Raw genomic sequence first — 20,777 nt, forward strand, 5'->3', positions numbered from 1 at the left:
TGAGACCATGAACAACACCAATAGCAAACGTAAGCCTTACGTCCGCGAAATGAAGAAAGACTGGTGGCTGAAGAATGCCTTCTACACCGGTTACATGATCCGTGAAGGCACCAGTATCTTCGTCTCCATCTACGCCGTTGTGCTGATGTGGGGTCTGATGCGTCTGGTTCAGGGTCAGGAAGCGTTCAACGGCTGGCTGGAATCCCTGCAAAGCCCGATCGCCATCCTGTTCCATGTCATCGCACTGGCGGCGTGCCTGTTCCATGCCAAAACCTGGTTCGCCCTGGCGCCGAAAGCCATGCGTATCTTCCGTGGTGAAGACCTGGTACCGGAGAAGCCGATCGTTCTCGCCCAGTATGTGGCGCTGGCGGTGGTGTCCCTGCTTGTCCTGATCATCGTGGCCTGAGGAGAAATCAATGAGACGTTCTGACGAACCAATTTACTGGGGTCTGTTTGGTGCGGGTGGCATGGTCGTTGCCATGCTGCTGCCGGTCATTGTCCTCATCACCGGTCTGCTGGTACCCATGGGTATCATGGACGTGGAAGCCATGAGCTATGACCGCGTGCACGCGTTCGCCAGCTCCTGGTGGGGGGCCTGCATCCTGCTGGTGATCATCGCCCTGCCAATCTGGCACGGCATGCACCGTATCTACCACGGTCTGCACGATCTGGGGATCCACACCACCAAGCTGCACCACTATGTATTTTATGGCTTTGCCTTCCTGGTATCTGCCATTACCGTCGGCCTGCTGATGGTGCTGGTACTCCAGTAATCACATCTGACTGATTGACCAAACCGGGCCTCGAGCCCGGTTTTTTATTGTCCCTGATTAACCAAGAGGGCCAGCCGGTTTGCACCGGCTGGCCCTTTGTTCATCTGCTCCCCCTGAGTGGTGCCAGCTCTTCGCCATTACTCCATCGGTGGCAAGAAACGGCGCATCACCTCATCCCCATGCCCTCCTTCCTGAAACGCCACCAGCGCCTGATTGAGGGTATTCACCAGCTCATGGGCGCGGGGGGAGCCCTTACTCACCAGCAGATAGAATCCCTTGCGGCTGGGCAGGGCGAGGTTGAGCAACCCGCTCTCGCTGCGGTAGATGCCAAGGCTGAGACCACTCACCAGCGGTTCGATTTCACTCGGTAAAAAGTCGCAGCGATCCCGCCCCATCATGTCCAAAGCCTGCTGCAACTGCTTGACCCGGCGTGGCTCTTGCGCCAGCCCATAGGGGGTGTAGTTGTAGCCAATCACCCCGCACACCCGGGAGCGGTTGACCGTCTGCAAGTCCGGCGTCTCGGGAAAGCGGCGCTTGAGATAGAAGAAACCGAGGTGGGTGTAATAGAGCGGCACGCTGTAGAAGGCAAACTCGGCCCGCTCCGGCTTGTAACTGGCATCCCAGGTGAGCTCGCACAGACCGTTCTGGCGATAATCCGCCAACTCCTGCTGGACCCGCGCCCAGGGCAGATAGCGGATCTGGTGCGATAGCCCGCTCTGTTGCAGCGCATCAAGCACCAGCGTAGTGGCTGAGCCGGTCAGGCGGCTGGTATCGGGCACACCGTCCTTGCGCTCCCAATAGGTAAAGGGGGCCCACTCGTTGCCCTCCCCCAGACAGATCTTCACTGGCGGCTCTTGCCCCCATAGCGCGGGGGACAAGATGGCCATCGCCAATCCCGCCCACCATGTTTCCGCTCGTTTCATCTCCCGCTCCCGAACTGTTTATCCCTCTTGCAGCTTAGCCCAGAAGGGATAGCGCTCACTTTGCAGGGGCGCTTTCATGCCACAACGCCAGCAAATTGGCCGGAATGGCACCATAACGAAGCTGCGGCGTCTGGTGCCAGTCAGCCAGCTTTTGCAGGGCTTTCGCCAGATCCTGTGCAAGGGTGCGGGTCACTCTCACCCCGGCTTCCAGATAGAGGCTCTTGATCTCGAAGATCCCCTGCTGGCGATGGGCCTTGGCATCCATTCTGCCCACCAGCTTGCCGCGATGGAGCAAGGGCAACACGAAGTAGCCGTACTGGCGCTTGGGGGCCGGGGTATAGCACTCGATGCGATAGTCGAAGTTGAACAGTTCACTGGCCCGTTTGCGATCCCACACCAGCGGGTCGAATGGCGACAAGGCGGTGGTATGGGTTGCCTTGAGACGGCCTTCCTCTGCCTGCACCAGCTCATCAGCCAGCGAAGAGTGCACAAAAGCGCCGTGCTGCCACCCCTCCACCCGCACCGGCAGCAGTTCACCCTCGTCCGCCAGCTGATGGAGCAAGGCATCGTATTTGCCGCGCCGCAGCCGGTAGTAGTCCGCCACCCAGCCGGTTTTGACCAGCCCCAGCGCCCGGCAACTGGCGCGCACCATATCCCGCTGCGCCTGCTCGACGCTCGGCAGATCCCGCTGGTCGCTCCACTCGGAGATGACCCGCTCGGCGAGATCATAGACCCGTTGAAAGTTGCGCCGCTCCCGCACCATCAGCTGGCCGGTAGTAAACAACACCTCCAGATGACGTTTCTCCGGCTTCCAGTCCCACCAGCCGTTCCCCTTGCCGGTTGTGCGTTCAAAATCGGCCGCCCGCACCGGGCCATGCTGGCGAATGCGCTCGATCAGCTGGCCAATCTCCTGCTGATGGGTAGCGAGCCAGTTGGCCGAAAACTTCCAGCCCATGCCAGCGGGATCGAGCATCCGGTGGCGCAGCAGCCGATAATCCTCGCGGGGCACAAAGCAGGCCTCATGAGCCCAGTATTCGAAGATCTCGCCGTCGGCCAGCAACTGCTCCAGCCAACGCGGTTCGTACTGTCCAAGCCGGCTAAAGAGCACCAGATAGGGGCTGCGCGCCACCACCGAGATGGTATCGATCTGCAGCAACGCCATGCGGCGAATGGTGGCCAGCAGATCGGCCGGGGTCGCCTTGCTGCGACGGGGGGCGAGCAGCCCCTGCGCCGCCAGTTGCAGATGACGGGCATCTTGCAGTGACAAATGGGTAATCGACATCAACAACCGCTCCCTGGTATCTGGCCATCGCGCGCCCGGCGGATGGCCAACAAAACTGGGGGAGGCCCCACGCTGGCACGCCTCCCCTCCTTGTGTGCCTGCGCCGCTATGAGTGGGCCGGGGGCAAGACCAGCTGATTGACCACCAGCATGATCTCTTGATAAGTGGCCTCTACCGTCTCGGGGGTCGGCTCCAGAATAAGGTCATCGGCATAGCCGTTGATAAGCGAGGTGATCTGGCGCGCCAGTCGCCGGGCATCGCCCGCTACAAACTCGCCGCTGTCGATCCCCTTTTGCAGGATCTGCTCCAACACCTCGCGCCACGCCAGAATGATTTTGCGGTAGCTCTCGGCAAACACAGGGTCGCGCAGTGACTCGTTCCAGGCATCCAGGTAGATGGCCCAGGAGGCATCCTGACTGGTCGGCAGGTTGTCCCGCACAAACAGCGGCAACGCTTCGCGGGCGGGTAGCGGCAGCAACCACTCCCGCTGCTCGGCTATCTCCTGATAGGTGAAACGCTCCACAGCGCAGAGGCAGAGCTCTTTCCAATCCTTGAAGTAGTGGTAGACGTGGCTGCGCGCCAGACCGGTACGTTCGGCAATATCACGGGTTGACGATGCCGCCATCCCCTTCTCTCGAAACAGGGCCAGTACGGCCCCGATGATCATCTCTTTACGCTGTTCTGCTGATGGGCGTGCCATCTGACCTCCTGCGATATCAATCGATCTGCTTGACTTTGAGCAGTCGCTCAAACAAAATTTGAGCACTCGCTCAAACTTAGCGTTTCCGACATCTTAGGAGATAACCCATGACAACACCAACCACTTCGGCAGCCAGTTGCGACGAGCAGGCCATGCCGTTGCCACACTCGGCCGGTCGTTCGCTGGGGGCAATTGCACGGGCCAATCCCCTCAAGCTGGCGGGCACCTTCTCGCTGGTGGCCCTCGAAAACATCCTGCTGGTGGTCTATCCCCTGTTCGCCGGTTTTGCCATCGACGCCATCGTCAAGGGCCAGTGGTGGCAGGCTTCAAGCTACGCCCTGATCGTGCTGCTGTTCTGGCTCATCGGTGCCCTGCGCCGGGCGGTCGACACCCGCACCTTTACCCATATCTATGCGGCACTGGCGGTGCCGGTGATCCTGACCCAGCGCCAGCAGCAGGAGGGGCAATCCACCATAGTGGCGCGGGTCACTCTGGCGCGGGAGTTTGTCGACTTCTTCGAGAAACATATCCCGATCCTGGCCACCAGCCTGATCTCCATCGTCGGTGCGGCCGTGATGCTGATGGTGATCGAGTTCTGGGTCGGCATCGCCTGCATGGGGGTATTACTTCTGTTCGGCCTGCTGCTGCCCGGCTTTTCGCGCAAAAACCAGCTGCTGCACGAGCGGCTCAACGATCGGCTGGAACACGAGGTCAAGCTGGTCACCCATGCCCAGTCAGCCAGCCTCTCCCGCCACTACCGCGCGCTGGCCTGGCTGCGCATCCGGATTTCGGATCGGGAGGCGCTCGCTTTTCTGGCGGTCGGTATCAGCGCCTCCCTGCTGTTCCTGCTCGCCATCACCATGCTGATGGCCCAGCCCCAGGTCTCGGCAGGCCATGTCTATGCTGTGATGACCTACCTGTGGAACTTCGTCACCAGCCTGGATGAAGGGCCCGGTCTGGCCGATCAGCTGGCCCGGCTGCGAGACATCGGTCGCCGGGTCAATACCGCCCAACCCGATTGAATGATTTGACATTTTGTATCTGTAACCGGAGTAGAAGATGAATCCGACCACCCTTTGCCAACGAGCGTTAACCATGTGCATCAGCTGTTTTTTTCTCGCCGCCTGCGGCCCCAAGATGAGCGACTTTGAGCCCAACACCAGCTACTGGTTCAAGGAGAAACCGGCAGAGGAGAGTGCCCCGCTGGCGCAAGACATGAAGGTGGATATAGCCATCGTCGGCGGCGGCTACAGCGGCCTCTCCAGCGCCTGGCATCTGGCCAAGGCCAACCCGTCGCTCAAGATCGCCATCTTCGAAGCCAAGCAGGTGGGCAGCGGCGCCTCGGGCCGCAACGGCGGCATGGTGTTGCCGGGCTCCGAGGTGATGGACCTCTATGAAGAGGGGGAAGCGAGCAAGCGCCACTACGATCTCACCGTCGCCTGCATGCACAAGCTGCAGGCGCTGGTCGCCTCAACCGGCGTGGAGGCCGACCTCAAGCTTGATGGCTATGTGGAGGCGATCCTCGATGAAGAGGATATCCCCGAATACCGCGACTATGTGAAAACCGCCAATCGTCTCGGCATCCCGCTCCAGTACTGGAACGCCGATACCACAGAGGCAAAACTCGGCACCGATCGCTACGTGGGGGCGGTCTACGACCCCAATGGCGGTCAGGTTCACGCCATGAAGCTGGTCAACGCCCTGCGCAAGGCGGTGGAGCAGGCGGGCGTCACCATTTATGAGCAGAGCCCGGTGCTGGGGATCAAGGAGGGCAAGCAGATCGAGCTCAATGTGGCCGACAAATACAAAGTAACCGCCGACAGCATAGTACTGGCGACCAACGGCTATACCTCCAAGCTTGGCTACTTCAGCGGGCGGGTATTTCCGGTGCACGCCCAAAGCGCCGTGACCGAGCCGCTTACCCGGGATCAGCTCAACGCCATCCAGTGGCAGAGCCGGATGCCCTTCTATGACACCCGCAACATCCTGTTTCATCTGGTATTGACCCCGGATAACCGCATCGTCATCGGCGGCGGCAATGCCGAGTACGTCTTCAACGACGGCCTCAACTACAAGGGAGACCTCAACCGGGTCAGCGAGATGATGATGACCGAGCTGGTGACACTCTATCCGGCCCTCAAGGGGATCAAATTTGAGCAGGTGTGGGACGGGGTACTCGGCATGACCGGCGACAGTACCGAAGCGGTGGGCGTGATGGGGGATCACAAAAACATCTACTACGCCCTCGGCTACAACGGCCACGGCATCAACCTCTCCTTCCTGTTTGGCGACATCGTGGCCAGTCTCTATCAAGGCAAGGATCACCCCTGGTTCAACCACGCCGAGCAGACCCTGCCGATGTGGCTGCCGCCGGAGCCATTCAAGTCAATCGGCGTCAAGTCCACCCTGATGTTCTATCACTGGCAGGATCGCGGCTATCTGGAGCCATAACGCGCTATGTATCTGCCAGCCTGCGGTTTGGCCCGTAGCACTGACATCCATTTTCCATGGCTGCCCGACACACTGCGGGGTGATAGAGCGGGCAGCATGGGTTGGCAACAGCAACCGACGTTTGACAAGAGACGCCAGCATTGCTGGCTGACAGTGAATTAGCTAAATCTCGCGCGAATTTTTTTACTATCAATGGAGAGTCAACATGCGTGCATTTCCGGTACTAAAAGGCACTATTTTTTCGCTGATCGCGTTGAGTGGCACACTCGCTACCAACGCCTTCGCCAACGATGAAAATATCGCCCGGTTTTACGATGACAATCAGAGTTACTGGGCTCAGTTCTTGCCCAACGTAAACGCCAGCCTCAATAAAGATATTGATGTGGATGTCGCCGTCATCGGCGGTGGATATACGGGATTATCTGCCGCATACCATATCAAGAAGTCCAATCCGGCCAGCACTGTGGTTATTTTGGAAGCAAAGCGGGTCGGCAATGGCGCATCTGGCCGTAATGGCGCTCTGGTGTTGGCGCAAACCTATAGCGAAGGCGGCTTTGTGATGGGTGATCACAAAGCGAATCATAAAGAAATTTATGACATCACCGTCAATAGCATGCACCGGATTAAGCGGTTGGCCGAATCGACCGGCATTGACCCGGGGTACGTACTCAATGGCCAATCCTTGGGGATTTTTAACCCTGAAAATCTGGATGATGCCAAAGAGTATGTGGCTCAGGCCAAAAAACTGGGCATGCCGATTGAATTGTGGAGCAAAGAGAAAGCCGTAAATATGCTCGGCTCACCAGCGCTGATCGGTGCGGTATATGATCCCAATGGCGGCATGGTCAACCCGGGCAAGCTGGTCGCCGCGCTCAAGAAACTGGCGGAAGATGCCGGGGTCGTCATCTATGAAAATAGCCCGGTGCTGGAATATGAAGAAGACGGCAAGCTGATTTCATTGCCAGTCAAGGTCAATGACCAACGCTATGAAGTTACCGCAAAAAATATTGTCGTGGCAGCCAATGCCTATGCCGGGAAGACGCTTGGCTTCAAGCCTGATGATATTGAACCCTCTCACACTCAAGTGGCAGTCACGGCCCCACTGACGGATGCGCAATACAACAGCATTGGCTGGAAAAACAACATCTCATGGTATGACGACCAATATGCCGGAACGGACAGTGATGCCACCTACCACATGGTCATGACCGCTGACCATCGCATTGTTATTGGTGGTGGTAGCGTCGAATACAATGAGGGGGATGACCTGCAGTACCCCGGTGATTTGAAAAAGATTGAAGCTCAAATCTCCAAGCGTATTGGTGAGCTCTATCCATCAATAAAAGGGATAAAAATTGAAAAAACCTGGGACGGGATAATTTCAGAAACCACAACCAAGAATGAAATGATCGGCGTCACCGGTACGAATCAGAATATTTATTATGCCCTTGGATATAACGGCGGACAGGGCGTTAACGTTGCCTTCTTGTTTGGCGAGCTGGTCTCCAAGCTCTACAACAAGCAAGATGACAAATTGTTGAGCATCATGCTGGATAAATAACTGATAACGTTAAATTCAGGGCATTTAACTACTTCCTAAAACCATCCATCAGCAGGCACGCCTCAGGGCGTGCCTTTTTGCAATACCGCTACATCGGCGTGGGGGAAGCTGAGCTCGGCCTGCCAGCTGGCGGCCAGCACCCGAAACGATGCCTCGGCAAAGAAGACGATGTGGGTCGGGTCGTGGCGATAGCGCCAGTTTTTGAACCGCTCGTCACTGAGCACCCGCTGGGTCTGCAACACCAGCACACCACCGGGTTTGAGGCAGCCCCACAACTGCTCCAGCACGGCACGCGGCTCGGCGATATGCTCGATCACCTCGGTACTGGTGATGAAATCGTACTGGCGCGTCAGCAACTCGGGAAAATCGGCGTAGAACTTGTCATACCCCGCCATCTGGTAACCCGCCTCGCGCCCCATCGCCACCAGCGCAGGGCCCGGGCCACAGCCAAAATCGAGACCACTGGCAGGCGTTGGCACCCGACTCAACACCTCGCCAAATGCCCGCATCAGAAAAGTGCGATAACGGGGATCATCCACCCGGTTGTCGTGACCGTCATAGACCGCCTTCTCCGCCGCCTCATCCAGATGATCCGCCTCATCCAGCCAGACCAGCTCGCACGCGAGGCAACGATGATAGCGCTTGCCTGCCACCGGCAGGGGATAACTGCGATGGCTGGCGCACAGGGGGCAGCAGACACTGGATGACATGGCGGTTCCTCTTGGGTGCTTCCTGTTGGATAACAGCGGCGCAGATTGCCTGCCCGTCGCGTCGCTGACAACTTTTTTTGCTGCTTAAGGGTTTCTTAAGTTTGGGCTTTTACTCTCAAACCATCGCAAGAGAAGGAGTCACCCATGACCATCGAGATCCAGGCACCCTACCGATTGCTGCTAGCTAAGTCCCCGCAGCAGGTCATGGCGCTGCAAACCTATATCCAGGCAGCCTACACCCTCGAGTTCAACGCCCGCATCCCCCATTTTCTCCCCTGCCTGCTGGGGCTCTATCGGGCGGACGGGACGCTGGTCGGTGCCTGTGGTCTCAATCATGCCAGTGAGGGGCCTCTCTATCTGGAACAGTATCTGGAGCAACCCATCGAGGCCGCCATCAACACCCGCCTCGGGGTCTATCCGGCACGCAACCGCATTATCGAAGTGGGCAATCTGGCCTGCAGCGAACCGGGCAATGCCCGCCTGATGTTTGCCGCCCTCTGCCGCATGCTGTGTGAAAACGCCCTCGACTACGTGGTCTTTACCGGCACCGCCAAGCTGCGCAACAGCTTTGCCCGTCTGCAACTCAATCCGGTGGAGCTGGCCCCCGCACAGGCCCATCAGGTGGGTGCCGACGCCGATGCCTGGGGTGAGTACTACCGTTGCCAACCCAAGGTGATGGTGGGTGACATCAATCAGGGGCGCGAGGTGCTGGCCCAGAGCAGCCTGCTGCTCAATCTGCTGGCCCCCATGCCAGTGCTTTTTACCGATGCAACCCTGACCAGTGAGAAAAGGTGCGCCCAATGAGCCTGTTCGACGCCATCGCCAAACATGCCCACGAGGATCCGCAATCCCCTGCGCTGCTGAGCAGCCAGCAGCGCCTCGATTATCAAGCTCTGTGGCAACAGATCCAGCGTCTGGCCAACCAGTTGCAACAGCTCGACATCAGCCGTCTGGCCCTGCAACTCGATAACGGCCTGCCCTGGGCGCTGCTGGATCTGGCCTGTACCAAAGCAGGGATCGTAGTCATCCCGGTGCCCCACTTCTTCAGCCTTGAGCAGCAAGAGTGGTTGCTGGAGAGCAGCGGCGCCGATGCGCTGGTCGGCCCATATCATCAGGGGTGGCATGCCGCCGAGCCACTGACTCTGATCACCGGTCCTCATGTTGAACAAACAGTGCCGCTGTGGCGCCATACCCCGACCAATCGACCGGCGCTGCCCAAGGGCACCGCCAAGATCACCTACACCTCCGGCACTACGGGCCAGCCCAAGGGCGTCTGCCTGTCACTGAGCCAGATGATGGCGGTGAGCCATGCGCTGGCCGAGCGGGTCACGCCAGCCAAGGTGGAAAAACACCTGACCCTGCTGCCGCTGGCGACCCTGCTTGAGAACATCACCGGCCTCTATGTGCCGCTGCTGACCGGAGCCTGCAGCCGCATTCCGTCCCTCGGGGAGCTCGGCTTCACCGGCTCCAGCTCGCTCAATGGGGCCATGCTGGGGGAGGCGCTGCTGCGCTGGCCGACCCACAGTCTGGTGCTGGTGCCCGAACTGCTGCGTTTGCTGCTGGCACTCTGCACCAACACACCGGCGCTGACCCAGCAGCTCAAGAGCCTGCGCTTTATTGCCGTCGGTGGCGGCAAGGTGGCCCCCGACCTGATCAAACATGCCCGCCAGCTCGGCCTGCCGGTCTATGAGGGGTATGGCCTCTCGGAGTGTGGCTCCGTGGTGGCGCTCAACAGTCCGGATGCTGACAAGCCCGGCAGCGTGGGCCGCCCCCTGCCCCACTGTCAGGTCACCATCGCCAGCGATGGCGAAATTATGGTGAGCGGCAGCGCCATGCTGGGTTATCTCGGCAGCAGCGAACCGGCTCCCGAACAGATTGCCGCTGGCGAACCTTCTGCCATACAGATCGCCACTGGCGATCTGGGTCATCTGGATGATGAGGGCTACCTCCATATCACCGGGCGCAAGAAGAATGTCCAGATCACCGCCTTTGGCCGCAACTTCTCGCCAGAGTGGGTGGAAGCCGAGGCTCAGCTCTGCCCCGCCATCGCCCGCATCGTGGTCTTTGGCGATGGTCAACCCGCCAACGTGGCGCTGATCCAGCCCCTGCTGGGGAAAGAGGCGGATCTGCCACGCCAGATCGCCGGTCTGAACCAGCGGCTGCCCGATTATGCCCGGCTGCACCACTGGTTGCCGGTGGCACTGGATCAACATCCCGGGCTGCTGACCGCCAACGGGCGTCCCCGTCGCAACGAGATTTACCAACACTTTTCCCAACAAATTAGCCAATGCCTTACCGGAGAATCGTCATGAGCTTCTATCAGACTCTGCAACAAGCCACTGCCAGTGAGCGTGAGCATCTGTTCAACGCCCCCATCATCGAAGCCTGCCGCCGTGGCGACATCAGCCGTGACACCTATCTCGCCTTTCTGGCACAGGCTTACTACCACGTGCGCCACACAGTTCCGCTCTTGATGGCAACCGGCGGCAAGCTGGGTCAGGAGTACGAGTGGGTGCGTGGCGCCCTTGCCGAGTACATCGACGAGGAGTATGGCCATCAGGAGTGGATCCTCAACGACATCCGCGCCTGTGGCGGCGATGCCGAGGCGGTGCGCCACGGCCAGCCCGGGCTGCCCATCGAGCTGATGGTGGCCTTCCTCTACGACCAGATCCAGCGCGGCAACCCCATGGGCTTCTTCGGCATGGTGCAGGTACTGGAAGGCACCAGCGTGGCCATCGCGCTGACCGTCGCCGACCAGCTGAAAAAGGGTCTCGGCCTGCCACCGCAAGCGATGAGCTACCTGAGCTCCCACGGCACCCTGGATCAGGAGCACCTCAAGTTCTTTGAATCCCTGATGGATCGGGTCGAAAGTCCGGCGGATCAAGCCGCCATCATTCACTCGACCAAGGTGGTCTACCGCCTCTATGGCGAGATGCTCTACAACCTCACCGCCACACCGTAAGTCGGCAGCGGATCAGCAGACAGCAAAAAGGGAACCCACACCATGAACCTTGAAGGGAAACTCGTGCTGCTCACCGGCGCCAGCGGTGGCATAGGTGAAGAGCTGGCGCAGGAGCTGGCGGCCCAGGGGGCCCACCTGCTGCTGCACGGTCGCCGCGGTCCGGCGCTGGATCGGCTGTGCAAGTCACTGCCGCATCCCGAGCGCCATCAGGTGGTGCTCGCCGACCTCGGCTCTGCGCAGGAGCGGGCCAAGCTGTTGCAACACCCGGCGCTGGAGAACGGGCTCGACATCCTGATCAATAACGCCGGCTGCAACCAGTTTGCCTGGTTGGAAGATCAGAGCTTCGAACAGGTGGAGCGCCAGCTGCTGCTCAATATCGAGGCACCGATCCAGCTCACCCGGGTACTGCTGCCCAGATTGCGCAAGCCGGGGATCATCATGAACATGGGGTCGAGCCTGGGCAGCATCGGCTACCCCGGTTACAGCGTCTACTGCGCCAGCAAATTTGCCATGCGCGGCTTTAGCGAGGCGCTGGGACGGGAGCTCGAGGGCAGCGGCATCAAGGTGCTGCACTTCGCCCCGCGCGCCACCCGCACCAAGCTCAACTCCGAAGCCGCCTACGAGATGAATGCGGCGCTCGGCACCCAGACCGACAGCCCGCAAGAGGTGGCCGAAGAGGCCGTCATCGCCCTGTGCAACGAAACCCGCCGCAGCTGGCTCGGTTGGCCGGAAAAACTGTTCGTGCGGCTCAATGCCCTGCTGCCGGGCATTGTCGACAAGGCGCTGGCCAGACAGCTGTCAATTATCAAACGTTATGCCCGTCATCTTCAGCCAAGGACGACTGATACCAGCGCCAACAGTGCGCCACAACCAGACTTGTCCCGCCCGATCCCGACCAAGAAGGAGCATTAATATGAATTTTGTCCGTCAATCCGTGACCTCTTGTGCCATCGCCATCCTGCTGGGTTCCTCCTCGGTCATGGCCGCGGATGATGCCCTCGCGCCCATCCAGCAGCAGTGGGCCGTCTGCCAGTATCAACAGACCGGCAAGGCGAAAGAGAGCTGCCTCGAGACCCTGAGCACCCAGGCCGAAGCGGCCAGCGCCAAGGAGCCTTTTCGCGCCGATCTGCTGATCTGGTCTGCCATCGTCAAGAGCACCTGGGCGGGGGCCAAAGGGGGGCTGGGGGCACTGGGTCTGGTGAAAGAGGCCAAGGCCAAGCTGGAGCTGGCGCTCAAGCAGGATCCCAAGGCGCTGGATGGCTCTGCCTACACCAGTCTGGGCTCGCTCTACTATCAGGTGCCCGGCTGGCCGGTCGGCTTTGGCGATGACGAGAAGGCGGAGCAACTGCTCAAGCAGGCGCTGGCCATCAATCCGGATGGCATCGACCCCAACTTCTTCTATGGCGATTTCCTGCTGGATCAGGGTCGCAAGGCAGAGGCCAAAACCTACCTCGACAAGGCGCTGACCGCCCCGGCCCGCCCGGGCCGCGAAGTGGCCGATGAAGGGCGCAGAATGGAGATCCGCGAAAAACTGGCCAAGCTATAAATCCCTGATGGATCAAAGATCTATTTAAACTCTGCCCACCAGCTTGCATACTGGTGGGCAGCGTTGTTTATGCCACGGCAAGCCCTGGCGCTGAGCCACATCGCGACACCCAACAAACAGGGAGAAAAGAATGCGGATCCTGCTGGTAGAAGATGATGTGATGCTGGGGGATGGTATGCAGGATGCACTGCGCCATAGCGGCTACACGGTGGACTGGCTGCAACAGGGATTGCCCGCCCTGACGGCCCTCAAGAGCGACGAGTTCGCCGCCCTGATCCTCGATCTCAACCTGCCCGACATCGATGGCCTCAGCCTGCTGCGCAAGCTGCGCCGGGAGGGCCACCAGCTGCCGGTGCTGATCCTCACCGCCCGCGATGCGCTGGACGATCGGGTGATCGGCCTCGATGCCGGTTCTGACGACTACATGGTCAAGCCCTTCGCCCTGCAGGAACTCAACGCCCGCCTGCGCGCCCTGGTTCGCCGCAGCAAGGGGCAGGCCCAAGCGGTGCTGGAGTATGGCGATATCCTCATCTATCCCGAATCCCAGCAGGTCACCTATCAGGGGGAGGCGGTCAAACTCACCCCCCATGAATACAAGCTGCTGCAGGAGCTGATCAGCCAGAGCGGCCGGGTGCTGAGCAAGGATCAGCTGCAACAGAGCCTCTACGGCTGGGACGAAGGAGCCGAGAGCAACGCGGTAGAGGTGCATATCCACCATCTGCGCAAGAAGTTCTACAGCGACCTCATCCGCAATATTCGCGGGGTCGGCTACATCATTCCCCAGCTCGAACAGCCAAGCCGGACACCCGCACGATGAAACGTCCCCGCTCCATTCGCCGCTTTCTGCTCACCGGTATCCTGACGCTGGTGAGCCTGAGTCTCACCATCAGCGCCTTTATTGGCTACATGGAGGCGAGTCACGAGATGGAGGAGCTGTTTGATGCCCGCCTCGCCCAGTCGGCCCGCATCACCAACCAGCTGCTGGCCCGCTACATGGCCCAGCAGGGGAAACTGCCCGCCAACGGCACCGTCTATCAGGAGTGGGAGGCGCAAAATCCCGATGAGTGGCAAAAAGATCCCGGCCTCAACCTGACCGGCGAGGATCGGGAGATCACCCCTTACGGCCACGAGTTCGAACGCAATCTCTACTTCCAGCTGCTCGATGAAAAGGGCGGCCTGCTGCTGCGCGCCCCCAGCGCCCCGGAGCAGCCACTGGTCACCCTGGCCATCGGCTTCGACACGGTCGAAAAAGATCGTCACCAGTGGCGCACCTTCACCCTCTACAACCAGCAGGAGCAGACCTGGCTGGTGGTGGCGGAGCGGGATGACGAGCGCAGCGAACTGGCCAGCAAGATGGCCACCCTCACCATGCTGCCGCTGCTGATCACCCTGCCCTTCCTGCTGGCCCTGCTCTGGTGGCTCATCACCCGCGGGCTGGCCCCCCTGCGCCAGCTGGCCCAAGCCATCAGCGAACGTCACCCCGCCAACCTGAGCCCGCTCAGCCTCAAGGTAAGCGCTCAGGAGCTGACCCCGCTCACCAACGAGATCAACCGGTTGATGCTGGCGCTGGCGGAGACCATAGAGCGGGAGAAACAGTTCACCAACGAGGCGGCCCACGAGCTGCGTACCCCGCTGGCGGTGCTGCGCATCCACAGTGAAAATGCCCTAGCTGCCGAAGATGAAGTGAGCCGCCAACAGTCCCTGCACAAGATGCTGCAGGCCCTCGATCGCAGCGATCGGCTGATCCGCCAACTGCTGACCCAGGCCCGTATCGACAACCAGCAGGGGCTAGTATTGACCGAACTGGAGGTGGGTCACCTGCTGCAAGGCACCCTCGCGACCCTGGCTCCCATTGCCCTCAAGAAGGATCAGCAGCTGTCGCTGGAGTGTGAATTGCCGCTGCTGGTGATGGGGCAGGCCACCCTGCTCGACCTGCTGTTCAGCAACCTGATCGACAATGCGCTGCGCTACACCCAGCCGGAGGGCGAGATCAAGGTACGGGTACAGCGGGAGGGCAACCGGGTGAGGGTGGATGTGAGCGACAATGGCCCCGGCATTCCCGCCAGCGCCTTGCCCCGGCTGTGTGAACGCTTCTTTCGGGTCAATCCCCAGCAGGGGGATGGCGTCGGTCTCGGCATGGCCATTGTCTCACGCATCGCCCAGCTGCACGGCGCCGATCTCGATGTCCACAACCGTCCACAAGGGGGGCTGGAGGTCAGCGTCTGGCTACCGCTGCCACCAGAAAAATAGATGCCAAGGCGAGTTCGCCCACCATGGGGGCGGCTCACTCTTGGCGGCAGGCGGGCTGCACGGTAAAGGTTCGACTGGAATCCACCGGGCCCAGCTCCGCCAGCAGGCGGCGGCCCAGCAGCACCGGATAGATCATCTTGCTGCGATCCCGCAGGGTGAACCACTCCTCATACACCTTGTCCCCCAGACAGATGGACATGGTCACCGTTGGCCGCTGCTCCATGCCGCCTGCCCCGCGCACCGTCACGCTGCGCTCGACCCGCCGCTCGAACTGCTGTTTGACCAGTTTGCCGCTGTCGGCATCGGTCACCACCAGCATGAAGCGCACCCAGGACTTGCCATCCCGTTTGAATCTGGTGATGGAGCGAGCATCGAGGGAAGAGGTGAGCGCACCGGTGTCGAGTTTCATCTTCACCGCCACGCCGGTAGGCAAAATAAGTCCCTTCTCAATCCAGCCATAGCTGGTCGGGGTCTCTGCCAGCGCACTGCCACACAGTGCCAGCATCAGGGTCATTCCCACCATCATCTTGCCCATTTTACGGTCCTGCCTTGTCAATCCTGCGCCCAGATCTACCACAGTCGCCTCGGGGGTCAATCCGATTTATTTCAGTGAGTTGGATAATGCCGGGCGGATCAGAAGAGAGGCGACAAGGAGTGGCCAAACGGCGGCCCAAGCGGACGGGAATATCGATGGGGAGCAAGGCACCGGGCGGTGCTGGATGAAACTGGTGGTTAACCTCAGGTTGTGACGCCAAAGGCTACCACAACAGTGAGTGAATTATCAGTCTTGTTCTGACGGGATTTTTGCCTACACTGTTGTAAACCGGAGGGCCTGAAAACCACCGGTTTTTTTGCGCCTGCCGAAAATTTGCCACTGCAAAAGTGACTTTCAACAAGGCTCAATAAGGAATTTGTAATGCGTATCGAAGAAGACTTGAAGCTCGGTTTCAAGGATGTCCTGTTCCGCCCCAAGCGCTCTACTCTCAAGAGCCGTTCCCAAGTCAGCCTGACCCGTCAGTTCACCTTCAAGCACACCCAGACTCAATGGCAAGGCGTTCCCGTTATCGCCGCCAACATGGATACCGTCGGCAGCTTCGCCATGGCCAGAACCCTGGCTGGCTTCGAGATGATGACCGCAGTCCACAAACACTACAGCCTTGAGCAGTGGCAAACCTTCGTCAACGAAACCGATCCGGCGCTGCTGGGCCATGTGATGGTATCGACCGGCACCTCGCCCGATGACTTCACCAAGACCCGCCAGATCCTCGCCATGTCCGAAGCACTGCGCTTCATCTGCGTTGACGTGGCCAACGGCTACTCCGAGCACTTCGTCGAGTTTGTGCGCAAAATCCGTGACGCCTGCCCCAACCACGTCATTCTGGCGGGCAACGTGGTGACCGGCGAGATGGTGGAAGAGCTGATCCTCTCCGGCGCCGACATCGTCAAGGTCGGCATCGGCCCGGGCTCTGTCTGCACCACTCGCGTCAAAACCGGCGTCGGCTATCCGCAGCTCTCTGCCATCATCGAGTGTGCCGATGCGGCCCACGGCCTCGGCGGCCAGATCGTCGGTGACGGCGGCTGCACCTGCCCGGGCGACGTCGCCAAAGCGTTCGGCGGCGGCGCCGACTTCGTGATGCTGGGCGGCATGCTGGCAGCCCACGAAGAGTGCGGTGGCGAGATCGTCGATGTGAACGGCGAGCCCTTCATGAAGTTCTACGGCATGAGCTCCTCCAGCGCCATGGACAAGCACGCAGGTGGCGTTGCCGAGTATCGTGCCTCAGAAGGCAAGATGGTGCTGCTGCCCTATCGCGGCCCGGTCGAAAATGCGGTGCGCGACATTCTGGGCGGCGTGCGCTCCACCTGCACCTACGTCGGCGCCAGCCAACTCAAGGAACTCACCAAGCGCACCACCTTTATCCGGGTACGCGAGCAAGAGAACAACGTCTACGGCAAGGAGTAAACCTGGTTTATCTGCTTTACCGCCAGCTTAAAGAGATCAACAAAGCACACACCACCTTTATCCGGGTACGTGAGCAAGAAAACAACGTCTACGGCAAGGAGTAACCTGCCACAGACCGCCGTCACGCGCTGACGGTTAGAAGCCAGCCAACCGGTGTGCTACCCTGCGCACCGGTTTTTTTGCATCTGGGATCCCGAGCCATGACCACTCCTCTGCCCCCGTTTGACTGGGATATCTTCTGTTGTGTCGTCGACAACTTCGGTGACATCGGCGTCACCTGGCGACTCGCCCGTCAGCTAAAGCGGGAGGGAAAGCTCCCCACCCACGGCAATGATATCCAGGTGCGGCTCTGGGTGGACGATCTGGCCAGTTTTGCCCGCATCTGTCCGGGACTGGATCCGGCGCAAGATGGCCAGTGGGTCGAGGGCATCTATATCCAGCACTGGCATGAAACCCTGCCCGCCGATGCCACACCGGCCACCGTGGTGATCGAGGCCTTTGCCTGCGAGCTGCCCGCCCCCTTTATCGAAGGGATGGCGAGCCAACCCAAGCCCCCCTGCTGGATCAATCTGGAGTACCTCTCGGCAGAGAGCTGGGTCGAGGATTGCCACGCCCTCGCCTCGCCCCAGCGAGTGGGCAACCAGAGCCTCAACAAATATTTCTTCTTCCCGGGCTTTACGGCTAAAACCGGTGGCCTTTTGTGCGAGCAGGGGCTCATCGCCGAGCGGGAACAGTGGCAACAGGATAAGGCTGGCCTTGCCGCCTACTGGGCCAGCCTTGGATTGCCAGAACAACAAGATAACGAGCTGCGGGTCAGCCTCTTTACCTACGAGAGCGATGCGCTGGTAACTCTGGTCGAGAGCTGGTGCCAGAGCGCCACGCCCGTCACCCTGCTGCTGCCGCTGGGGCGCTCGCTGCAGGATGTGCTGCGCGGCGCAGGCCTTGAAGGCGCCATCACCACCGCCAAGGCGGGGGATCTGCTTCACTCGGGCAACCTCACCATCAAGCTGCTGCCGATGACCGATCAGGCCGGTTACGATCGGCTGCTGTGGAGCTGCGATCTCAATCTGGTGCGCGGGGAGGACTCCTTCGTGCGGGCCCAGTGGGCAGCCCGTCCTTTCCTCTGGCACATCTACCAGCAGGAGGATGAGGCTCATCTGGTCAAGCTGGAGCAGTTCCTCGACCACTATCTCGCTGATCTGCCCGCCGAATGTGCTCAATGGCTGCGCCGGTTCAATCTGGCCCTCAATCGTGGGGAAGAGTGCAGCGAACTTTGGGCCCAATGGTCCCGATATAGCGCCATTTGGCAGCAACATGGGCGAAGCTGGTCACAGAAGTTGCTACGGGACGGGGATCTCGTCACTCGGTTGGTGAAATTTTTAGAAAGCCGTATATAATCTGGCAGTTTTTATCCGTCCGTTTCACGAACAGGAATTTTTTACATGAAAACCGCACAGGAAATCCGCGCTGGTAACGTAGTCATGATCGGCACCGAGCCGATGGTGGTTCAGAAGGCTGAATTCAACAAATCCGGCCGTAACTCCGCCGTGGTCAAAATGAAGCTGAAGGGCCTGCTGAACGGCAGCGCGACCGAGACCGTCTTCAAGGCCGACGACAAGCTGGACGTAGTTCAGTTGGAACGTAAAGAGTGCACCTACTCCTACTTCTCCGATCCCCTGTATGTCTTTATGGACACCGAGTACAACCAGTACGACGTAGAGAAAGATAACCTGGGTGACGTGCTGAACTACCTGGTAGACGGCATGGAAGACATCTGCGAAGTGACTTTCTACAACGAGAAAGCCATCTCCGTAGAACTGCCGACCACCATCGTACGCGAAGTTGAGTACACCGAGCCGGCTGCCCGTGGCGACACCTCCGGTAAAGTGACCAAGCCTGCCCGTCTGAAAGGCACCACCTACGAGCTGGCTGTTGCCGCCTTCGTAGAGATCGGTGACAAGATCGAAATCGACAGCCGCACCGGCGAATTCAAGCGTCGCGTCAACTAATTGACCGCAATGCGTTGAATGAAGAAAGCGAGCCACCGGCTCGCTTTTTTTATTGTGGGCTCTCCCGGCGGCTGTATTCTGTACACCAACATGGCTAAATGGTGCCATGCATGCCAACTCTTGCCCGAGTGATACCCCATATGACATTGACCACCAAAATCCTCTTGCTGCTGGCCACCTTGCTCCTGCTGGCGCTCTCGGGCTGGCAGCCTTATGACAGGGCAACCTGGCTGATGGAGGTCGCGCCGGTGATCATCACCATCCCATTGCTGCTGCTGACCCATCGCACGTTTCCCCTCACCAGCCTGCTCTATCTCTGCATCTTCCTCCATGCCATGGTCTTGATGCTGGGAGGCGCCTATACCTACGCCCGCGTGCCGCTCGGTTTCGAACTGCAACAGTGGTTGGAACTTGGCCGCAACCCTTATGACAAGATTGGTCACTTCTTTCAGGGGTTTGTGCCCGCCCTGGCCTGTCGGGAGATCCTGCTGCGCGGCGGATATGTACAAGGAGGCCGCATGCTGGCGTTTCTGGTGGTCTGCGTGGTGCTCGCCATCAGCGCCACCTATGAATTTATCGAGTGGGGAGCGGCACTGGCGCTGGGTCAGGGAGCCGACGAGTTTCTCGGCACCCAGGGAGACCCCTGGGATACCCAATCCGATATGTTCTTCGCCCTGATCGGTGCCGTAGCCGCCCAGTTGTTGCTCTCGCGCCTGCACGACAGGCAGCTGAACGGTCTCTCTTCACACCGCCACCGATAGGGGAGCACGCAACCTCTCCCGAACGGCACGAGACTCCCCCAGCGGGGGAGCCTCCTCTCAAGAAAATCCCGCTGCCGCCGCTAACCCAGATAACCGGGGGAGCATACTATGGCCAGATTATCCTTATCACTGCTGTTATTGACCTTGCTGGCTGGCCATGGGGCAGAGGCGAGCGAGGTCGCGCCCCCCGTTGCCGAACCACTGCCCCTCGACTACTGGCAAGCCAGCGACTGGAAAGGGCTGCCCGATGCCACCCGGATCGACAAGCAGACGGTATTGTTCGCCAAACACGACAGTGAAAACTATCTGGGACTGGCCATTTTACTGCCCGACTGGCAGCGCAGCGGCCAACTGTGGCAACTGACCCGCGCCCTCGGCCAGCTGGGCTTTGATACCCTGCTGCTGCTCCCCTCCCCCCAGCAGACAGAATTGGACCCCGCCGCCGAGAAAAAAGCGAAAAACAGCGATGAATTTCGCAAGCAGTTTGCCGAGCGGATCAGCAAGCTGGCCGATGCCAAGCTGCAGGAGGGGGGCTTCAAGCTGATCCTGGCGCAAGGTACCGGCGCCGCCTGGACTGCCAACCTCATCGCCAGCGAACAGTTGCCCGCCCCCGATGCGCTGGTGCTGCTCGACGGCTTCTTCCCCAACCAGCAGAGCAACCAGACCCTGGCCAAACAGGTGGCTCAGGCGGCCATCCCCACCCTCGATCTCTATCAGGAGGATGGCGGCCGCTGGCCCCTGCTGGCCGCCGAGGCCCGCAAAAGCGAAAGCCGCCGCAGCCACAAGCTCAACTATCGCCCCTACGCCCTGATGGAACTGGAGGAGACCCCCTCCCGCATCCAGGGTTGGCTCAACCATCTGGGCTGGCTCTAAACCGGCCGCCACCGTG

Annotated in this window: 22 protein-coding genes; 17 read left to right on the plus strand and 5 right to left on the minus strand. The window is 60.1% G+C overall.

Going from position 1 to position 20,777, the window contains the following annotated elements:
- Positions 1 to 7: 7 nt before the first annotated feature.
- Both OKC27_RS02145 and frdD read left to right on the plus strand, forming a co-directional pair.
- Positions 8 to 406 carry a fumarate reductase gene (locus OKC27_RS02145; protein ID WP_042063913.1) on the plus strand — a complete coding sequence of 133 codons (399 nt, stop codon included), beginning with the start codon at positions 8 to 10 and terminating at the stop codon, positions 404 to 406.
- Between the two features lie 10 nt (positions 407 to 416).
- Positions 417 to 773 (plus strand): fumarate reductase subunit FrdD, encoded by a 357-nt coding sequence (gene frdD, locus OKC27_RS02150; protein ID WP_042063914.1) that lies wholly within the window; start codon positions 417 to 419, stop codon positions 771 to 773.
- A gap of 137 nt (positions 774 to 910) precedes the next feature.
- Here the strand turns inward: frdD and OKC27_RS02155 are convergent, their stop codons facing one another.
- The 3 genes from OKC27_RS02155 to OKC27_RS02165 all read right to left on the minus strand — a co-directional run bounded on the left by OKC27_RS02155 (position 911) and on the right by OKC27_RS02165 (position 3,678).
- Complete coding sequence (locus OKC27_RS02155; protein ID WP_111805336.1) at positions 911 to 1,660, minus strand: substrate-binding periplasmic protein; 750 nt, start codon at positions 1,658 to 1,660, stop codon at positions 911 to 913.
- A 91-nt stretch (positions 1,661 to 1,751) separates the two neighbouring features.
- Complete coding sequence (locus OKC27_RS02160) at positions 1,752 to 2,978, minus strand: winged helix-turn-helix domain-containing protein (protein ID WP_270794453.1); 1,227 nt, start codon at positions 2,976 to 2,978, stop codon at positions 1,752 to 1,754.
- A 106-nt stretch (positions 2,979 to 3,084) separates the two neighbouring features.
- Positions 3,085 to 3,678 (minus strand): TetR/AcrR family transcriptional regulator, encoded by a 594-nt coding sequence (locus OKC27_RS02165; protein WP_234603834.1) that lies wholly within the window; start codon positions 3,676 to 3,678, stop codon positions 3,085 to 3,087.
- Between the two features lie 107 nt (positions 3,679 to 3,785).
- On the opposite strand from OKC27_RS02165, the gene OKC27_RS02170 reads away from it, so the two are divergent.
- The 3 genes from OKC27_RS02170 (at position 3,786) to OKC27_RS02180 (ending at position 7,690) form a co-directional block, all read left to right on the plus strand.
- On the plus strand, positions 3,786 to 4,700 hold the full coding sequence (locus OKC27_RS02170; protein WP_270794451.1) for an ABC transporter six-transmembrane domain-containing protein: 915 nt from the start codon (positions 3,786 to 3,788) through the stop codon (positions 4,698 to 4,700).
- Between the two features lie 37 nt (positions 4,701 to 4,737).
- Positions 4,738 to 6,129 carry an NAD(P)/FAD-dependent oxidoreductase gene (locus OKC27_RS02175; RefSeq protein WP_234603830.1) on the plus strand — a complete coding sequence of 464 codons (1,392 nt, stop codon included), beginning with the start codon at positions 4,738 to 4,740 and terminating at the stop codon, positions 6,127 to 6,129.
- Between the two features lie 205 nt (positions 6,130 to 6,334).
- On the plus strand, positions 6,335 to 7,690 hold the full coding sequence (locus OKC27_RS02180) for an NAD(P)/FAD-dependent oxidoreductase (RefSeq protein WP_270794449.1): 1,356 nt from the start codon (positions 6,335 to 6,337) through the stop codon (positions 7,688 to 7,690).
- Positions 7,691 to 7,752: 62 nt separating this feature from the next.
- On the opposite strand, the gene OKC27_RS02185 is transcribed toward OKC27_RS02180, so the two are convergent.
- A complete protein-coding gene (locus tag OKC27_RS02185) occupies positions 7,753 to 8,400 on the minus strand; it encodes a class I SAM-dependent methyltransferase (RefSeq protein ID WP_182938043.1) in 648 nt (215 codons plus the stop codon).
- Positions 8,401 to 8,544: 144 nt separating this feature from the next.
- On the opposite strand from OKC27_RS02185, the gene OKC27_RS02190 reads away from it, so the two are divergent.
- From OKC27_RS02190 to OKC27_RS02220, 7 genes are all read left to right on the plus strand, one after another.
- Positions 8,545 to 9,204, plus strand: a complete 660-nt coding sequence (locus OKC27_RS02190; protein WP_182938044.1) for a thermostable hemolysin — start codon at positions 8,545 to 8,547, stop codon at positions 9,202 to 9,204.
- A complete protein-coding gene (locus OKC27_RS02195) occupies positions 9,201 to 10,712 on the plus strand; it encodes an AMP-dependent synthetase/ligase (RefSeq protein WP_182938045.1) in 1,512 nt (503 codons plus the stop codon). The genes OKC27_RS02190 and OKC27_RS02195 overlap by 4 nt, the downstream gene beginning before the upstream one ends.
- On the plus strand, positions 10,709 to 11,362 hold the full coding sequence (locus OKC27_RS02200) for a TenA family transcriptional regulator (RefSeq protein ID WP_139409896.1): 654 nt from the start codon (positions 10,709 to 10,711) through the stop codon (positions 11,360 to 11,362). The genes OKC27_RS02195 and OKC27_RS02200 overlap by 4 nt, the downstream gene beginning before the upstream one ends.
- A gap of 42 nt (positions 11,363 to 11,404) precedes the next feature.
- A complete protein-coding gene (locus OKC27_RS02205) occupies positions 11,405 to 12,274 on the plus strand; it encodes an SDR family oxidoreductase (RefSeq protein WP_182938046.1) in 870 nt (289 codons plus the stop codon).
- A 1-nt stretch (position 12,275) separates the two neighbouring features.
- A complete protein-coding gene (locus OKC27_RS02210; RefSeq protein ID WP_182938047.1) occupies positions 12,276 to 12,908 on the plus strand; it encodes a tetratricopeptide repeat protein in 633 nt (210 codons plus the stop codon).
- Positions 12,909 to 13,038: 130 nt separating this feature from the next.
- Entirely contained in the window at positions 13,039 to 13,725 is a 687-nt protein-coding gene (locus tag OKC27_RS02215; protein WP_058053600.1) for a response regulator, read from the plus strand.
- The gene (locus OKC27_RS02220; RefSeq protein ID WP_182938048.1) at positions 13,722 to 15,158 is read left to right on the plus strand and encodes an ATP-binding protein; all 1,437 of its coding nucleotides are present in this window, start codon (positions 13,722 to 13,724) and stop codon (positions 15,156 to 15,158) included. Before OKC27_RS02215 ends, OKC27_RS02220 begins: the two co-directional genes overlap by 4 nt.
- Positions 15,159 to 15,192: 34 nt before the next feature.
- On the opposite strand, the gene rloA3 is transcribed toward OKC27_RS02220, so the two are convergent.
- Positions 15,193 to 15,693: a retropepsin-like aspartic peptidase RloA3 gene (gene rloA3, locus OKC27_RS02225; RefSeq protein ID WP_182938049.1), complete on the minus strand. Its 501-nt coding sequence runs from the start codon at positions 15,691 to 15,693 to the stop codon at positions 15,193 to 15,195.
- A gap of 381 nt (positions 15,694 to 16,074) precedes the next feature.
- On the opposite strand from rloA3, the gene OKC27_RS02230 reads away from it, so the two are divergent.
- The 5 genes from OKC27_RS02230 to OKC27_RS02250 all read left to right on the plus strand — a co-directional run bounded on the left by OKC27_RS02230 (position 16,075) and on the right by OKC27_RS02250 (position 20,761).
- Positions 16,075 to 17,118: a GMP reductase gene (locus tag OKC27_RS02230; protein WP_042658591.1), complete on the plus strand. Its 1,044-nt coding sequence runs from the start codon at positions 16,075 to 16,077 to the stop codon at positions 17,116 to 17,118.
- A gap of 200 nt (positions 17,119 to 17,318) precedes the next feature.
- Positions 17,319 to 18,515 carry an elongation factor P maturation arginine rhamnosyltransferase EarP gene (gene earP, locus OKC27_RS02235; RefSeq protein WP_139710006.1) on the plus strand — a complete coding sequence of 399 codons (1,197 nt, stop codon included), beginning with the start codon at positions 17,319 to 17,321 and terminating at the stop codon, positions 18,513 to 18,515.
- A gap of 45 nt (positions 18,516 to 18,560) precedes the next feature.
- Positions 18,561 to 19,127, plus strand: a complete 567-nt coding sequence (efp, locus tag OKC27_RS02240) for an elongation factor P (protein WP_033137526.1) — start codon at positions 18,561 to 18,563, stop codon at positions 19,125 to 19,127.
- A 140-nt stretch (positions 19,128 to 19,267) separates the two neighbouring features.
- Positions 19,268 to 19,888, plus strand: a complete 621-nt coding sequence (locus OKC27_RS02245) for a DUF2238 domain-containing protein (RefSeq protein ID WP_234601393.1) — start codon at positions 19,268 to 19,270, stop codon at positions 19,886 to 19,888.
- 108 nt (positions 19,889 to 19,996) lie between these two features.
- Complete coding sequence (locus OKC27_RS02250) at positions 19,997 to 20,761, plus strand: DUF3530 family protein (protein WP_182938063.1); 765 nt, start codon at positions 19,997 to 19,999, stop codon at positions 20,759 to 20,761.
- The last annotated feature ends 16 nt before the right edge of the window (positions 20,762 to 20,777 follow it).

Origin of the sequence: Aeromonas sp. QDB62 (assembly GCF_027705695.1) — a bacterium.
GTDB classification, from domain to species: domain Bacteria; phylum Pseudomonadota; class Gammaproteobacteria; order Enterobacterales; family Aeromonadaceae; genus Aeromonas; species Aeromonas allosaccharophila.